Annotated in this window: 11 protein-coding genes; 10 read left to right on the top strand and 1 reads right to left on the bottom strand. The window is 64.7% G+C overall.

The window, feature by feature from the left end:
- The 8 genes from ftsW to lpxC all read left to right on the top strand — a co-directional run bounded on the left by ftsW (position 1) and on the right by lpxC (position 9,258).
- Entirely contained in the window at positions 1-1,224 is a 1,224-nt protein-coding gene (ftsW, locus tag HB634_RS18440) for a putative lipid II flippase FtsW (protein ID WP_213949662.1), read from the top strand.
- Positions 1,221-2,318 carry an undecaprenyldiphospho-muramoylpentapeptide beta-N-acetylglucosaminyltransferase gene (gene murG / locus HB634_RS18435; protein WP_213949661.1) on the top strand — a complete coding sequence of 366 codons (1,098 nt, stop codon included), beginning with the start codon at positions 1,221-1,223 and terminating at the stop codon, positions 2,316-2,318. The genes ftsW and murG overlap by 4 nt, the downstream gene beginning before the upstream one ends.
- Positions 2,315-3,754 carry a UDP-N-acetylmuramate--L-alanine ligase gene (murC, locus tag HB634_RS18430; RefSeq protein ID WP_213949660.1) on the top strand — a complete coding sequence of 480 codons (1,440 nt, stop codon included), beginning with the start codon at positions 2,315-2,317 and terminating at the stop codon, positions 3,752-3,754. The genes murG and murC overlap by 4 nt, the downstream gene beginning before the upstream one ends.
- Entirely contained in the window at positions 3,754-4,728 is a 975-nt protein-coding gene (locus HB634_RS18425) for a D-alanine--D-alanine ligase (protein WP_213949659.1), read from the top strand. The genes murC and HB634_RS18425 overlap by 1 nt, the downstream gene beginning before the upstream one ends.
- Positions 4,725-5,465, top strand: coding sequence for a cell division protein FtsQ/DivIB (locus HB634_RS18420; protein ID WP_213949658.1), 741 nt, complete (start codon positions 4,725-4,727; stop codon positions 5,463-5,465). The genes HB634_RS18425 and HB634_RS18420 overlap by 4 nt, the downstream gene beginning before the upstream one ends.
- Before the next feature lie 8 nt (positions 5,466-5,473).
- Entirely contained in the window at positions 5,474-6,709 is a 1,236-nt protein-coding gene (ftsA, locus tag HB634_RS18415) for a cell division protein FtsA (protein ID WP_063571605.1), read from the top strand.
- Positions 6,710-6,841: 132 nt separating this feature from the next.
- Complete coding sequence (ftsZ, locus tag HB634_RS18410; RefSeq protein WP_213949657.1) at positions 6,842-8,026, top strand: cell division protein FtsZ; 1,185 nt, start codon at positions 6,842-6,844, stop codon at positions 8,024-8,026.
- Positions 8,027-8,346: 320 nt separating this feature from the next.
- On the top strand, positions 8,347-9,258 hold the full coding sequence (gene lpxC / locus HB634_RS18405; RefSeq protein ID WP_063574109.1) for a UDP-3-O-acyl-N-acetylglucosamine deacetylase: 912 nt from the start codon (positions 8,347-8,349) through the stop codon (positions 9,256-9,258).
- A gap of 1,000 nt (positions 9,259-10,258) precedes the next feature.
- On the opposite strand, the gene HB634_RS18400 is transcribed toward lpxC, so the two are convergent.
- Positions 10,259-10,717, bottom strand: a complete 459-nt coding sequence (locus tag HB634_RS18400; protein ID WP_063574324.1) for a DUF721 domain-containing protein — start codon at positions 10,715-10,717, stop codon at positions 10,259-10,261.
- A gap of 31 nt (positions 10,718-10,748) precedes the next feature.
- Between HB634_RS18400 and HB634_RS18395 the strand changes: the two genes are divergently transcribed.
- Positions 10,749-11,687 carry a M23 family metallopeptidase gene (locus tag HB634_RS18395; protein ID WP_213949656.1) on the top strand — a complete coding sequence of 313 codons (939 nt, stop codon included), beginning with the start codon at positions 10,749-10,751 and terminating at the stop codon, positions 11,685-11,687.
- A gap of 131 nt (positions 11,688-11,818) precedes the next feature.
- Positions 11,819-14,533 carry a preprotein translocase subunit SecA gene (gene secA / locus HB634_RS18390; protein ID WP_213949655.1) on the top strand — a complete coding sequence of 905 codons (2,715 nt, stop codon included), beginning with the start codon at positions 11,819-11,821 and terminating at the stop codon, positions 14,531-14,533.
- Positions 14,534-14,844 lie beyond the last annotated feature (311 nt).

The raw sequence follows: 14,844 nt of genomic DNA, 5'->3' as shown, positions 1-14,844 counted from the left end.
ATGTTTGGCTTCGGCACAAAACAGGCGCAACGCCGACAGGGCCCACGGGGGAGTTTCGACCTCCCGTTGCTCCTGGCTGCGCTCGCGCTCGCCGCGCTGGGTGTGATCATGGTCACCTCAGCCTCGATCGCCGTTGCCGACGGTTCCCACCAGGGTGCGTTTTACTACCTCAAGCGCCATCTCGTGTTCCTGTTCCTCGGTGGCTGCTTCGCCGCCGCCGCGATGCGTACCGAATTGAAGACGCTCGAGAAGCACAGCTTCCTGCTCCTGCTGCTGGGCATCATCATGTTGTTGATGGTGTTCCTGCCCGTGTTCGGCATGCGTATCAACGGCGCGCGTCGCTGGGTGAACCTGCTGGTGACAAGCTTCCAGCCGGTCGAGGCGGTCAAACTCATCCTCGTCGCGTACCTTGCGAGCTATCTCGTGCGCCATCGCGAAGGTGTGGAGTACGAACTGTTCGGCGTGGTCAAGCCGGTCGCCGTGGCGGGTCTCATCGTGCTCCTGCTGCTCGCCCAGCCCGACTTCGGTTCGGCCGCGCTGGTCGTCGCCACCACGGTCGGTATGGTCTGGCTGGCCGGCGCGCGCATGCGCAACCTGCTCTTGCTGGCGACGCCCCTGGTCCCCGCGCTGATCTACGCAGCGACCGCCGAGGACTACCGCATCAAGCGCCTGACCTCGTTCCTCGATCCCTGGAAGGATCCGTTCAACGACGGCTTCCAGCTGACCCAGGCCCTGATCGCCGTGGGTCGTGGCGAGTGGACGGGTGTGGGGCTGGGTTCGAGCGTGCAAAAACTGTTCTACCTGCCCGAGGCACATACCGACTTCATCCTTGCCGTGCTCGCCGAAGAACTCGGTCTCGCCGGCATCGTCCTGGTCATCTTCCTCTACGTCGTGCTGGTTGGCCGCGGTCTGTACCTGGGCCTGAAGGGCGTCGAGCTTGGCCACCGTTTCTCCGGCTACGTCGCCTATGGCATCTCACTGATGATGGGTTTCCAGGCCATGGTCTCGATCGGCGTGAACCTGGGCGTGCTGCCGACCAAGGGCCTCACCCTGCCGCTGATCAGCTCGGGCGGTTCGTCCGTGCTGATGACCTGCGCCATGGTCGGTGTGCTGCTGCGCGCCACGTTCGAGATCAATCGGGCCGAAGACGCGCGCCAGACGGCCGTGCGCCTGCCTGCCAACGCGGTGCCGGACGCCAACGCGCCGCTCGGAGGCATGGCATGAGCGCCCCCGTGCTGATCATGGCCGGCGGTACCGGCGGTCACATTTTCCCGGGGCTCGCCGTGGCCGACGAGCTGCGTTCGCGCGGCGTGGCGGTGGCGTGGCTGGGCGCCGAGGGCGGCATGGAAACGCGCGTCGTGCCCGCACATGGTCTCGACCTGCATACGGTCGCGGTGGGCGGCTTGCGCGGCAAGGGCGTGGCGACTCGCCTGATGGCACCGCTGATGCTCGCGCGCGCGCTGTTCGCCTCGCTGAAAGTGCTGCGCCGGTTGCGTCCGCGCTGCGTGCTCTCCATGGGCGGCTATGTTGCCGGACCGGCAGGTATCGCCGCGCGCCTGCTCGGCATCCCGCTGGTCGTGCACGAGCAGAACGCGGTCGCCGGTTATACGAACCGCAAGCTCGCCGCGTTCGCGAAGAAGGTACTCACGGGTTTCCCCAACGTGTTGCCGAACGGCGAGTGGGTAGGTAACCCGGTGCGCGCCCGAATCGCCGCCCTGCCGGCTCCCGACCAGCGCATGGCTGATCGCAATGGTCGTCCGCGCCTGCTGGTGCTGGGTGGCAGCCTCGGCGCGCGGACGTTGAACCTCGCGGTGCCCAAGGCGCTGGCCTTCATGCGCACCAAGCCCGAATTTGCCGCCTGCGAGCCCGAGGTCGTGCACCAGACCGGTGAACGCGGCCTCGAGGAAGCCCGCGGCGCTTATGCATCCGCAGGCATCACCAACGCCAACATCGTGCCGTTCATCGAAGACATGGCTGGCGCTTACGAGTGGGCCGATCTCGCCGTGTGCCGCGCTGGCGCGCTGACGGTGGCCGAACTCTGCGGCGCCGGCCTCGAAGCCCTGCTGGTACCGTTCCCGCACGCGGTTGACGATCACCAGACGGTCAACGCCCGTGCGATGGTCGACGCCGGCGGTGCGTTGCTGCTCCCGGACTCCCTCGCTGCTTCGCCCGAAGGTGACGAGGTGATCGCCACGCTGCTCGCCACCATGCTCGGCGACCGCCAACACATCCTTTCCGCGGCCAATGCGTCCCGTACGCTGGCCAAGCCCGACGCCGCAGCAACGATTGCACGTCACTGCATGGAGGTTTCCGCATGACGCCCGGTCGTTTGCGCGCTCACGATGATTTCATGACTTCGTTCCGCCGTGTCCACTTCATCGGTGTGGGCGGCGTCGGCATGAGCGGCATTGCCGAAGTGCTGAAGAACCTCGGCTACAGCGTGTCCGGTTCCGACCGTGCGCCGTCGCCCACGACCGAACGCCTGGCCAAGCTCGGTGTGGAAGTCCACATCGGTCATAGCGCCGCGAACATCGATGGTGCCGATGTGATTGTCACCTCGAGTGCGATCCGTCAGGACAACCCCGAGATCGTCGCTGCGCAGGCCGCGCGCGTGCCCATGGTGCCGCGTGCGGAAATGCTCGGTGAACTCATGCGCTTCCGTCGGGGCATCGCCATCGCCGGAACGCACGGCAAGACGACCACCACCAGCCTGGTTGCCAGCGTGCTTGCCGAAGCGGATTACGATCCGACCTTCGTCATCGGTGGTCAGCTCAATGCCGCCGGCGCCAATGCGCGTCTGGGCACCGGCCAGTACCTGGTCGCTGAGGCCGACGAATCGGATGGCTCGTTCCTGATGCTCTCGCCGGTCATGGCCGTCGTGACCAATATCGACGCCGATCACCTCGAGAACTACAACGGCGATTTCGCCCAGGTGAAGAAAGCCTTCCGCGACTTCCTGCATCGCCTGCCGTTCTACGGCATGGCCGTGCTGTGCATCGACGACGAGGAAACGGCCCTGCTCGCGCAGGACACCTCGCGTCGCATGCTGACCTATGCGATCGACAAGCCGGGTGCCGACGTCACGGCGACCAACGTGCGCCAGGTCGGTTTCGAGATGCATTTCGACCTGCACCTGCCGGGTATGGCCGGCACACTGCCGGTCACGCTCAACCTGCCGGGCCGGCATAACGTGCAGAACGCACTCGCCGCGGCGGCAGTGGGTTGGCAGCTCGGCGTCGAAGCCGAAGCCATTGCCCGCGCGCTCGCCCGTTTCGAGGGTGTCGGCCGTCGCTTCCATCGTCGCGGCGAAGTCGAGCTCGACAGTGGCAAGGCCCTCCTGGTCGATGATTACGGCCATCACCCGCGCGAGCTAGCGGCCGTGTTCGCCGCCGCTCGTGGTGGCTGGCCGGACCGTCGCCTCGTGGTTGCGTTCCAGCCGCATCGCTATAGCCGCACACGCGACCTGCTCGACGACTTCGCCAACGTGCTGGCTGAAGTGGACGTGCTCGTGCTCACCGAGGTCTACCCGGCCGGTGAGTCCCCGATCGCCGGAGCCGATGGTAAAGCCCTGGCCCGTGCCATCCGCGCGCGCGGCAAGACCGACCCGGTGCTGGTCGACCATCCGCGCGATCTGCGCGACACGTTGTCCGCGCTGGTGCGCGACAACGACCTGATCATGCTGCTCGGCGCTGGCGACATCGGCGCGGCAGCCGTCGAGCTGGGTAATGCCGGCCACCTGAGGACGAACAAGTAATGGATGACACACGTTTCCCCCGCCTGATTACCGATGCCGCCGACTTTGGCCGCGTCGCCGTGGTGATGGGCGGCAATTCGGCTGAACGCGACGTCTCGCTCGATTCCGGTCGAGGCGTGCTGGAAGCGCTGCGCTCCCGTGGCGTGGACGCCCATGCCATCGACGGTATTCCGGCCCTGCTCGACGCGGTACGCGCCGGCCACTTCGCGCGCGTGTTCAATATTCTTCACGGCGCTGGCGGCGAGAACGGCGAGCTCCAGGGCGCGCTGCAGTCGCTCGGTGTTCCCTATACCGGTTCCGGTGTGCTCGGGTCCGCGCTGTCGCTCGACAAGGTCCGCGCCAAACAGGTGTGGATCGCGCTCGGTCTGCCGACGCCAAAGTTCCGTGCACTGCCTCGTGGCGCCGACGTGCATGCCGCGGCACGTGAGGTGGGCTTCCCGCTTATCGTAAAACCCGCATGGGAAGGTTCCAGCGTCGGCGTGACGCGCGTGTTCGACGAAGCCGGCCTCGACGCCGCCGTGGAACTGGCGCGTAAGTATCCCGGCGACATGCTGATGGAGACGCTGATCGAAGGCGACGGCAGCGAGGGTGGCGAATTCACCGTCGGCATCCTCGGCCGTGAAGTCCTGCCGACGATCAAGATCGTGCCGAAGGGTGAGTACTACGACTACAACGCCAAGTATGTCGCCGAAGACACGCAGTACATCGTGCCCGGCCTCACCGCGACTGCCGAAGACGGGATGCGCGCCCTCGCGCTGACCGCATTCGATGCGCTCGACTGCTTCGGCTGGGGTCGCGTCGACGTGATGCGCGACCGCCATGGCAAGAACTGGCTGCTCGAAGTGAATACCGCGCCGGGCATGACCTCGCATTCGCTCGTCCCGAAAGCCGCCGCCGTGGCGGGCCTGGATTATCCGGCCCTCTGCTGGCGCGTCCTCGAAACCTCCATGGAACGGGAGGGTGCGAAGGCATGAAGGGAGCCGCCGCCACGCGAATCGTCGCCTGGGGTATCGCCATTACGTTGGTGGTATTGCCCGTGGTCGGCGTGATGCAGGGCTGGTTCGCCGCCGGTCGCTGGCCGGTGACGAACATCAAGGTCGAGGCGGAGTTCGCGCATGTCAGTGCCGAACAGATCCGCAGCGCCGTGCTGCCTCGGCTGGGCAAGGGCTTCTTCGCAACGGATCTGGAAGACGTGCGCCACGCGATCGGTACGCTGCCGTGGGTGGAATCGGTGGAGGTGCGCAAGCGTTGGCCCGATACCCTGCTGGTGCGCATCTACGAACGTCAGCCGTTCGCGCGCTGGAACGAGGATCGCCTGATCAGCCGCCAGGGCCTCGTCTTCGATGCTCCGGGCGCCGACCAGATGGGCGACCTGCCGCGCCTGCGCGGCCCGGATTCCCGCCTCGCCGAAGTGGTGAGTTTTTACGCGCAGGCCCAAAAGGCTTTCGAGGGCAGGGCGCAGCTCGCCATTGTCGGCGTGAGCCTGAGCGAGCGCGGTAGCTGGAGCGTCACGACGGAAAGCGGCGCTGAGATCGTCATCGGCGACCGTGACCAGGCCGACCGTCGCCTCGCCCGCTTCCTCGATGTCTACCCACAACTTGTCGCCGGTCGGCGTGGCGGTTTCGCCTATGCCGACCTTCGTTACACCAACGGATTCGCCATCCGGTGGCCGGAATCGGAAACCACGGCCGCACCCAAGGTCGGAAGCTGAGCTAAACCATGAGAAACAAGAACGACAAACAGCTCGTCGTCGGCCTCGACATCGGAACGTCGAAGGTCGTCGCGATCGTCGGCGAATACGAGCCGGGTGAACCGATCGAGATCATCGGCATCGGCACCCATGTGTCGCGCGGCATGAAGCGCGGCTCGGTGGTCGACATCGAATCGACGGTGCACTCCATCCAGCGCGCGGTCGAAGAGGCCGAGCTGATGGCCGGCTGTGACATTCGCTCGGTCTACGCGTCCATCTCGGGCAGCCACCTGGAAACGCGCAACTCGCACGGCACCGCAGCCATCCGCGACCGTGAAGTGACGGCCGCCGATCTGGAGCAGGTGCTCGAAGCCGCCAGCGCAGTGGCGATCCCGGCCGACCGCAAGGTGCTTTACAAGGAATCGCAGGAATACCGCATCGACGGCCAGGATGGCATCCGCCACCCGGTCGGCATGAGTGGCGTGCGCCTGGAAGCCAGCGTGCATCTGGTCACTGGTGCGGCCAGCGCGGTGCAGAACATCTCCAAGTGCATCCAGCGTTGTGGCCTCTCGGTCGACGAGCTGGTTCCGGCGGCGGTCGCCAGCGCGAAGGCCGTGCTGACCGAAGACGAGCTCGAGCTCGGCGTCTGCCTCGTCGACATCGGCGCCGGCACCACCGATATCGCCATCTATACGCAGGGTGCGATCCGCCACACCAAGTCGCTGCCGGTCGGTGGCGACCAGGTGACAAACGACATCGCCTACGGCGTGCACACACCGACCGCTCACGCCGAAGAGATCAAGATCAAGTACGCGTGTGCGCTCGCCCAGCTCGCGCACGCGGAAGAAACGATCCAGGTGCCGAGCGTCGGCGATCGCCCGCCGCGTCGTCTCGCGCGCCAGGCGCTCGCGCAGTCGGTGCAGGCGCGCTACGAGGAAATCTTCGAGATGGTGCAGGACGAACTGCGCCGCTCGGGTTACGAGAGCCTCGTCGCTGCCGGCATCGTGCTCACCGGCGGTGCGTCGCGCATGGAAGGCGCGCTCGAGCTGGCCGAAGAAATTTTTCACAAGATGGTCCGCATCGGCGTGCCCCAGCACGTGTCGGGTCTGGGCGATGTCGTATCCAGCGAGCTGCATTCGACCGGCGTGGGCCTGCTTCTGCACGGTTCGCGGTCCAGTGGCGCATCGCGTAACACGAGTTCCGCCGTCGGCAACGTCGGCAGTGTGGTCGAGAAGTTCCGAAGCTGGTTCACCAAGAATTTCTAAGTAGAAACCGGATTGTCGGTGCCCGATGGAAGGGGGGCGCCGGGGCAAGAGGATGGCCCGCAACCCATGGCCGACAGGAGTCGGACGTGGGACATAAACCATAAAAACTAAAAGTTCTGCGGAGGACGGGAAATGTTTGAACTCATCGAAAAGCTGGCACCGAACGCGGTCATCAAGGTCATCGGCGTGGGCGGCGGTGGCGGTAACGCCGTGGCGCACATGGTCAACTCCAATATCGAAGGCGTCGAGTTCGTCGTCGCCAATACCGACGCGCAGGCCATGAAGAGCTGCAACTCGCGTACGCACCTCCAGCTCGGTGGCAATGTCACCAAGGGCCTGGGCGCGGGTGCCAATCCGGAAGTCGGCCGCCAGGCCGCGCTGGAAGACCGTGAGCGCATCGAGGAAATGCTCGAAGGCGCCGACATGGTCTTCATCACCGCGGGCATGGGTGGCGGTACCGGTACGGGCGCGGCCCCGGTCGTCGCCCAGCTGGCGAAGGAAAAGGGCATCCTTACGGTCGCGGTCGTCACCAAGCCGTTCCCGTTCGAAGGCCGTCGCCGCATGCAGGTCGCCCTCAAGGGCATCGAAGACCTGTCGCAGCACGTCGATTCGCTGATCACCGTGCCGAATGAAAAGCTCCTTTCGGTGCTCGGTCGCGAAGTCACCCTGCTCAACGCCTTCAAGGCCGCCAACGACGTGCTTCAGGGTGCCGTGCAGGGCATCGCCGATCTGATCACGGCTCCTGGCCTGATCAACGTCGACTTTGCCGACGTCCGTACCGTGATGAGCGAGATGGGCATGGCGATGATGGGCTCTGGCACGGCTCGCGGCGACGACCGCGCGCAGGCTGCCGCCGAGGCCGCCATCAACAACCCGCTGCTCGAGGACGTGAACCTCGCCGGCGCTTGCGGCATCCTGGTCAATGTCACCGCCGGTCCGAACCTGACCATGCGCGAGTTCGACGAGATCGGCCGGGTGATCCACGATTTCGCCTCGGAAGACGCGACCGTGGTCATCGGCACCTCGCTCGACCCGGACATGCAGGACGATGTCCGCGTGACCGTCGTCGCCACGGGCCTGAATCGTGCGGGCGTGGCGTCGAAGCAGCCGATTCGCCAGCCGGTTCAGCAGCAGGTGGAAATGCGCCAGCGTCCTCGTCCGGTCGTGCTGCGCACGGGTACGGGCAACGAGGTGGTCGACTACGCGCAGCCCGACGTCGTCTCGTCGACGCGTTCGGAGCCGGCGCCGTCCAAGGGTGCCGAGCCGACGATCGACTACCTGGACATCCCGGCGTTCCTGCGCCGCCAGGCAGATTGACTGTCTCGACACGTACCTGATGGCACGTTAAGGAAAACGTGAGGCTGGCCCGGCACGATGCCGGGTAGCCCGACGCTCCGCCGCCGATCCCGTCCGGGCGGCGGAGCGTTGCCCTGTCGACGGGAGAAACCGGCCAGGTTTTTCAAGTACTTGAATGACCGTGGTTTCAGTCGCAAGCCAAATGAGAATGACTTGCGTCCGATGCTGAAGGAAGAGTGAAGCGGTGCAAGACTGGCCCGTTCAGTTCATCTAGCCCGAGGTTAAGACTGTGTTAGCCTATTCGCCACTTAAGGCTGCTGCCGGCTAAGGTTTGACCCAATATGATTAAGCAGCGCACGCTCAAGAACATCATTCGCGCCACTGGCGTCGGTCTTCATACCGGCGACAAGGTGTATATGACGCTTCGTCCCGCGGCGCCGAACACCGGCATCGTGTTTCGTCGCACCGACCTGAATCCGCCCGTCGAACTGCATTCGCGTCCCGAGAACGTCGGCGATACGCGTCTTTCGACCACGCTGATCAAGGATGGCGTTCGCGTGTCCACTGTCGAGCATCTGCTCTCGGCCATGGCCGGGCTCGGTATCGACAATGCCTATGTCGACCTTTCCGCTCCCGAAGTGCCGATCATGGACGGCAGCGCCGGTCCGTTCGTGTTCCTCATCCAGTCCGCGGGTATCGAGGAGCAGGAAGCCGCCAAGCGCTTCATTCGTATTCGCAAGCCGGTCATCGTCCAGGACGGTGACAAGTGGGCCAAGCTCGAGCCATTCGACGGCTTCAAGGTGGGTTTCTCGGTCGAGTTCGACCACCCGCTGTTCAACAAGCGCAATTCCCAGGCCGAGATGGATTTCTCGACCACGTCCTTCGTCAAGGAAGTCAGCCGTGCCCGCACGTTTGGCTTCATGCGTGACATCGAGATGCTCCGTGAGCGCAATCTCACGCTCGGCGGCTCCATGGACAACGCTGTCGTGCTGGACGACTACCGCGTGCTCAACGAAGACGGCCTCCGTTACGACAACGAGTTCGTCAAGCACAAGATCCTCGACGCCATCGGCGACATCTACATGCTGGGCCACAGCCTCATTGGCGCGTACTCCGCGCACAAGTCCGGTCATGAGCTCAACAACAAGCTCCTTCGCAGCCTGATGGCCGATGTCACCGCCTGGGAAGAAGTCAGCTTCAAGGACCCGGCCAAGGCGCCGATCTCCTACGCCCAGCCCGCCCACGCGATCTGAGGCACGGCCCTTCGGGGCACTCGCCACACGAAGAAAGCCGCCCTCGAGGCGGTTTTTTTTTGGGTCTTCGCGCGTGCGGGCTCGCCTTTGGCATTGCGTTAAGCGCTCGCGTTGCGTCGCGAGAGCCGGCGGGTGCCACCCTCGGGGCCACGCTGCGGCGTCCCGCTAAGGAGGGCCGCAAGAGCGGCCGTTTACTTATTGCCCTTCGGGCCGGGCCGGGCTTCGGCTGGGGGTTTTCGACGCGACTCCTGTCGCGCGAAAACGGCCGGCCGTCCTGGCCGGCCCCCTGCGGGCCTTATCCAGCCGAAGCCCTCGCCTCCGCTACCAGCCCCGAGGGTGGCACCCGCCGGCTCTCCCCCACGACGCGGCAGGCTGCTGGTCTGTAGGAGCCGATTCATCGGCGAATCCTCAGGTTCTCGCACGGGCGAAGGAGGCCTTGTAGTGATGGGGCGAGCGGTTAGACGCCAGCGCGATTCAACGCACGGCCTCGTTCGCGATAGCACCGTCGAGGGTTCGCTGATGAATCGGCTCCTACACACGAGCTGCGTTGCGCTTCATCGAAACATCGCCCATCAGGCCGCAAGCGGTTGCTCGACCCCACGAACCTCACCGCTCGGAAGAGCCGGCGGGTATCACCCTCGGGGCCGGTAGCGCAGGCGAGGCGTCCCACCGGAAAAAGCCCGCAGGGGGTCGGCCATGGATGGCCGACCGTTTTCGCGCGACAGGAGTCGCGTCGAAAACCTCCGGTGGGTCGCCGCAGCGTGGCCCCGAGGGTGATACCCGCCGGCTCTTGCGACGCAGAGCGAGCGCAACGGCGAGGCCGAAGGCGAGCCCGCCAAGAAGCGCTCCCAAGCCCCCATACCCGCGTGACAGCCGTCACGCCCCTGTGAACTTTACGTCCATTTTAGGTGTTCATAGGGAACATGCGTGCTATAAAGTTTGCCGCTCCGTCCGATCCGGTGCTGCTTACGGATCGAGCTTTTGGCTCGTAAGTATAGAATTAATCTGAATTTTCGGCCTCGGAGGCCAGTTTCAGGAACAGATCCCGCAACGTGGGGTCGGAGAGTGACGCTGCAGCGGCTCGCAGATGGCGGGCGGCTGACGCGGAAAGCGGTTTATGTCGGTCGGGAATGACTTCCTCGACCGGTAGGGGGGCCACTTTCACGGCAACCGAACTGGCTTTCGCGCCGATGGCGCGGGCGGCCTCGAGGATCTGCGTCTGGTAAAGGCGTACCCGCGAGGCCCAGGCCGAGGAGGGCGCAAGGAAGACGAGCCGACCGTCGCGCAGGTCCGCGAAGCGGACGTTGTCGCGCAGCGGTTGAGGCAGCGTCGCGCGCAGCTGGCGGTCCAACGTGTCGAGTTCGCGGGCTCGTTTGGCCAGCGACGCGACAGGCCCGAATTCCGAGATGGACTTCAGTCCATGGGTGGATCGTCGGGTCGGTTGGTACGGCGGTGGCATGGACCGGCTTCAACTATTCGATGTGGAACGTATGCAGATCATACTCGTGTCTCGTGGCCAGAAAGGGCCGAAAACGCTGGATCTCACCTGCCGGCGCATGCGCTGCAAGGTGACGGCGATGGCCCTGGCCGGCTTTATCGGCATTGCCGGGGTCGGCGCCGCGGTGGCTCTGGTGGTCGCCAGTCCGAAAGATCGCGCGCTGGGTCATCTCGATGGCCTGCAAGCGCAGGTCGGCGACCAGAGCGCCCAGGTGGCCGCGATCAAGCGCGACGCCCAGCGCGATCTCGACGCCCTGGCGGTCAAGCTGGGCCAGCTCCAGGCCCAGTCGGTGCGCCTCAACGCGCTCGGCGAGCGCCTGACCCAGGCCGGCAAGCTGGATGACGGCGAGTTCAACTTCGACGAGGAGCCCGGCCAGGGCGGCCTCGAGGTCAGCAATGGCCCCGATACCAGCGCCTATGCGCTTCCCGAAACGCTCGGAAAGAGCATCGACCACCTCTCCGGCCAGTTCGACGCCCAGCAGGCCCAGCTCGAAGCCCTGCGCGACCTGCTGATGGACCGCAGCATCGAATCCAGCCTTCGACCGACCGGCATGCCGGTCAATGGCTACATCTCTTCCTATTTCGGTGGCCGCCCCGATCCGTTCAGCGGCCACAGCGCGCGCCACACGGGTATCGACATCGCCGCGCCGACGGGTACGCCGGTGACGGCCGTGGCTGAGGGCATGGTCACTTTCGCGGGTCAGCGCAATGGCTATGGCGACGTCATCGAAATCGACCATGGCAACGGTTACATGACCCGATACGCCCATAACAGCGCGCTGGTCGTGCATCCGGGCCAACGTGTCCGGGTAGGCGACGTGATCGCCAAAGCCGGGTCCACCGGCCGTTCGACCGGTTCGCACGTCCATTTCGAGGTCTGGTACCACGATCGGGTCGTCAATCCGCTCGCCTTCGTGAAGAGTCATCGCTGACCGGGCTTGAATCCGGGCACGCCAGTCGCCACCCCGAGGAAAGCCGGGGACGCCCGTAGTATGATCGTCCCTTCGTGCCGGTCGGCTTAGCGCCTTCCGGCAGCCCTTTTCGTTTCAGATCCGGATGATCGATGTTCAATCGTGCACTGACGAGTATTTTCGGCAGCCGTAACGAGCGGGTGCTGCGTGACCTCTCCAAGACGGTCAAGCGCATCAACGCCCTCGAGCCGGAATTCGAAAAGCTTTCCGACGACGCGCTGCGGAGCAAGACCGACGATTTCCGTCAGCGTCTCGCTGCCGGCGAGACCCTCGACGCCCTGCTACCCGAAGCTTTCGCGGTCACCCGTGAGGCGGCAAAGCGCACGCTTGGCATGCGCCACTACGACGTGCAGCTCATTGGCGGCATGGTGCTGCACGGTGGGCGTATCGCCGAAATGCGCACGGGTGAGGGCAAGACGCTGGTCGGCACGTTGCCGGTTTATCTCAACGCCCTCGAAGGTAAAGGCGTCCACGTCGTTACCGTGAACGACTACCTGGCACGACGCGACTCCGCGCAGATGGGCCGCCTGTACAACTTCCTCGGCCTTACGGTCGGTGTCGTTTACCCGGGCATGGACCACGCCGACAAGCGCAGCGCGTACCAGGCAGACATTACTTACGGTACGAATAACGAGTTCGGCTTCGACTACCTTCGCGACAACATGGCGCTCAGCAAGGAACAGCGCAATCAGCGCGGCCTGCACTACGCCATCGTCGACGAGGTCGATTCGATCCTGATCGACGAAGCGCGTACGCCGCTGATCATCTCCGGTCCCGCCGAAGACTCCCCGCAGCTCTACATCGCCGTGAACAAGATCGTTCCGGGTCTTTCTCGCCAGGAGAAGGAAGACGCCGGTGGCGACTACTTCGTCGACGAAAAGGGCAAGCAGGTACACATGTCCGAAGAGGGCATGGAGCACGCCGAGCAGTTGCTGCGCGAAGCCGGTGTCATCGAGCCGGACAGCGGTCTCTACGATTCGAAGAACCTGGCTGTCGTTCACCACATGAACGCGGCATTGCGTGCAAACGCGATCTACCAGCGCGACGTCGACTACATCGTCCGCGATGGCGAAGTCATCATCGTCGACGAGTTTACCGGCCGTACGCTGGCAGGCCGTCGCTGGTCCGATGGCCTGCACCAGGCGGTCGAGGCGAAGGAAGGCGTGCCCATCCAACGCGAGAACCAGACACTGGCGACGGTCACGTTCCAGAACCTGTTCCGCATGTACAAGAAGCTGGCCGGCATGACCGGTACGGCCGACACGGAAGCCTACGAGTTCCAGACCGTCTACGGCCTGGAAGTGGTGGTGATCCCGACGCACCAGCCGATGATTCGCGTGGACAACCCGGACTCCGTGTTCCTCGGTCCGGATGCCAAGTACAAGGCAGTCATCGACGACATCAAGGCCTGCTTCGGGCGCGGTCAGCCGGTGCTGGTCGGCACCGCGTCCATCGACGTGTCCGAACTCGTGTCGGGTCTGCTGAAGAAAGAAAAGATTCCGCACGAAGTGCTCAACGCCAAGCAGCATGAGCGCGAAGCGCACATCGTGGCCCAGGCGGGTGCGCCAGGCTCGGTCACCATTGCCACCAACATGGCCGGTCGCGGTACGGACATCGTGCTCGGTGGCAGCCTCGACGCCCTGCTGGCCACGTTGCCCGAAACGGCAACCGACGCCGATCGCCAGAAGACACGCGAAGAGTGGAAGAAGCGCCATGATCAGGTGCTTGCTTCAGGCGGTCTGCATATCGTCGGCACGGAGCGTCACGAGTCGCGTCGTATCGACAACCAGCTGCGTGGTCGTTCGGGTCGCCAGGGTGATCCGGGTTCCTCGCGTTTCTACCTGTCGCTGCAGGACAACCTGATGCGCATCTTCGGCGGCGAGCGTATCGGCCGCTGGATGCAGATGTTCGGCATGAAGGAAGACGAGGCCCTCGAGGATCGCCTGATCACGCGCCAGATCGAAAAGGTGCAGCGCAAGGTCGAGCAGCACAACTTCGACATCCGCAAGAACCTCCTCGAATTCGACGATGTCGCCAACGACCAGCGCAAGGTGATCTACGCGCAGCGCGACGAACTCCTCGAAATCGACGACATCTCCGACATGATCGTCGACATCCGCCAGGATGTCGTGGTGGCGCTCGTGCGCAAGTACGTGCCCGCCGACAGCATCGACGACCAGTGGGATATCGCCGGCCTCGACCGCGAGCTGGCCAGCGAGCTCAACCTTCGCATCGACCTGCCGCACTGGGTCGAAGGCCAGAAGGACGTCGACGCGGAAGCCATCCTCGAGCACGTGCGTGCTGCGGTGGATGCGCTGTTCTCGGAGAAGGAAGTCCAGGTCGGTGCCGAAACCATGCGCTCGCTCGAGAAGCACGTGATGCTCTCGGTCGTCGATAACGCCTGGAAGGAGCATCTGGCGAGCATGGACTACCTGCGCCAGGGCATTTACCTGCGCGGATATGCGCAGAAACAGCCGAAGCAGGAGTTCAAGCGCGAGTCGTTCGAACTGTTCTCCGAAATGCTCGATCGCATCAAGAGTGAAGTGGTCCAGATGCTCGCGCGCATCCGCATCCGCAGCGAAGACGAAGTCACCGCGATGGAAGCCGAGCAGCAGCGTGCCGCCGAAGGGCAGCGCCTGCAGTTCCAGCACGCCGATGCCCAGCCGATGGGTATCGGTGGTGACACCGCGGCGGCCGAACCGGTGATCGCACCTGTACTCAACGACGGCCCGAAAGTCGGCCGTAACGATCCTTGTCCTTGTGGTTCGGGCAAGAAGTACAAGCACTGCCACGGTCAGCTGAGCTGATAACAAGAAACCCGCCGAAAGGCGGGTTTTTTTAGGTTCATCGCGGATTACCGGGACCCGGGCGTTCGGCTTTCGGGCCGGGCCTCGCACCTCGCGCCTGGCTCGCCTTCGGCTTCGCGGGTGGCTCGGCTCCGCCATCGCTCTCTACACTTGGGCGTCTCGCGGGGAGACCTTGGTGCCCACCCTCGCGGCTCAGACACGTCCTCCGCGTTCGAAAAGGAAGGCCGCTCACGCGGCCCGTGTACCTACTGGCCTACGGCCGCTCCACTTGTGCGGAACTCGCCTCGAGGGTGGACACCAAGGTCTCTCAC

Origin of the sequence: Luteibacter sp. dw_328 (genome assembly GCF_018449605.1) — a bacterium.
In the GTDB taxonomy this organism is placed as follows: Bacteria; Pseudomonadota; Gammaproteobacteria; order Xanthomonadales; family Rhodanobacteraceae; genus Luteibacter.
This window is presented reverse-complemented; position numbering and strand designations above follow the sequence as displayed.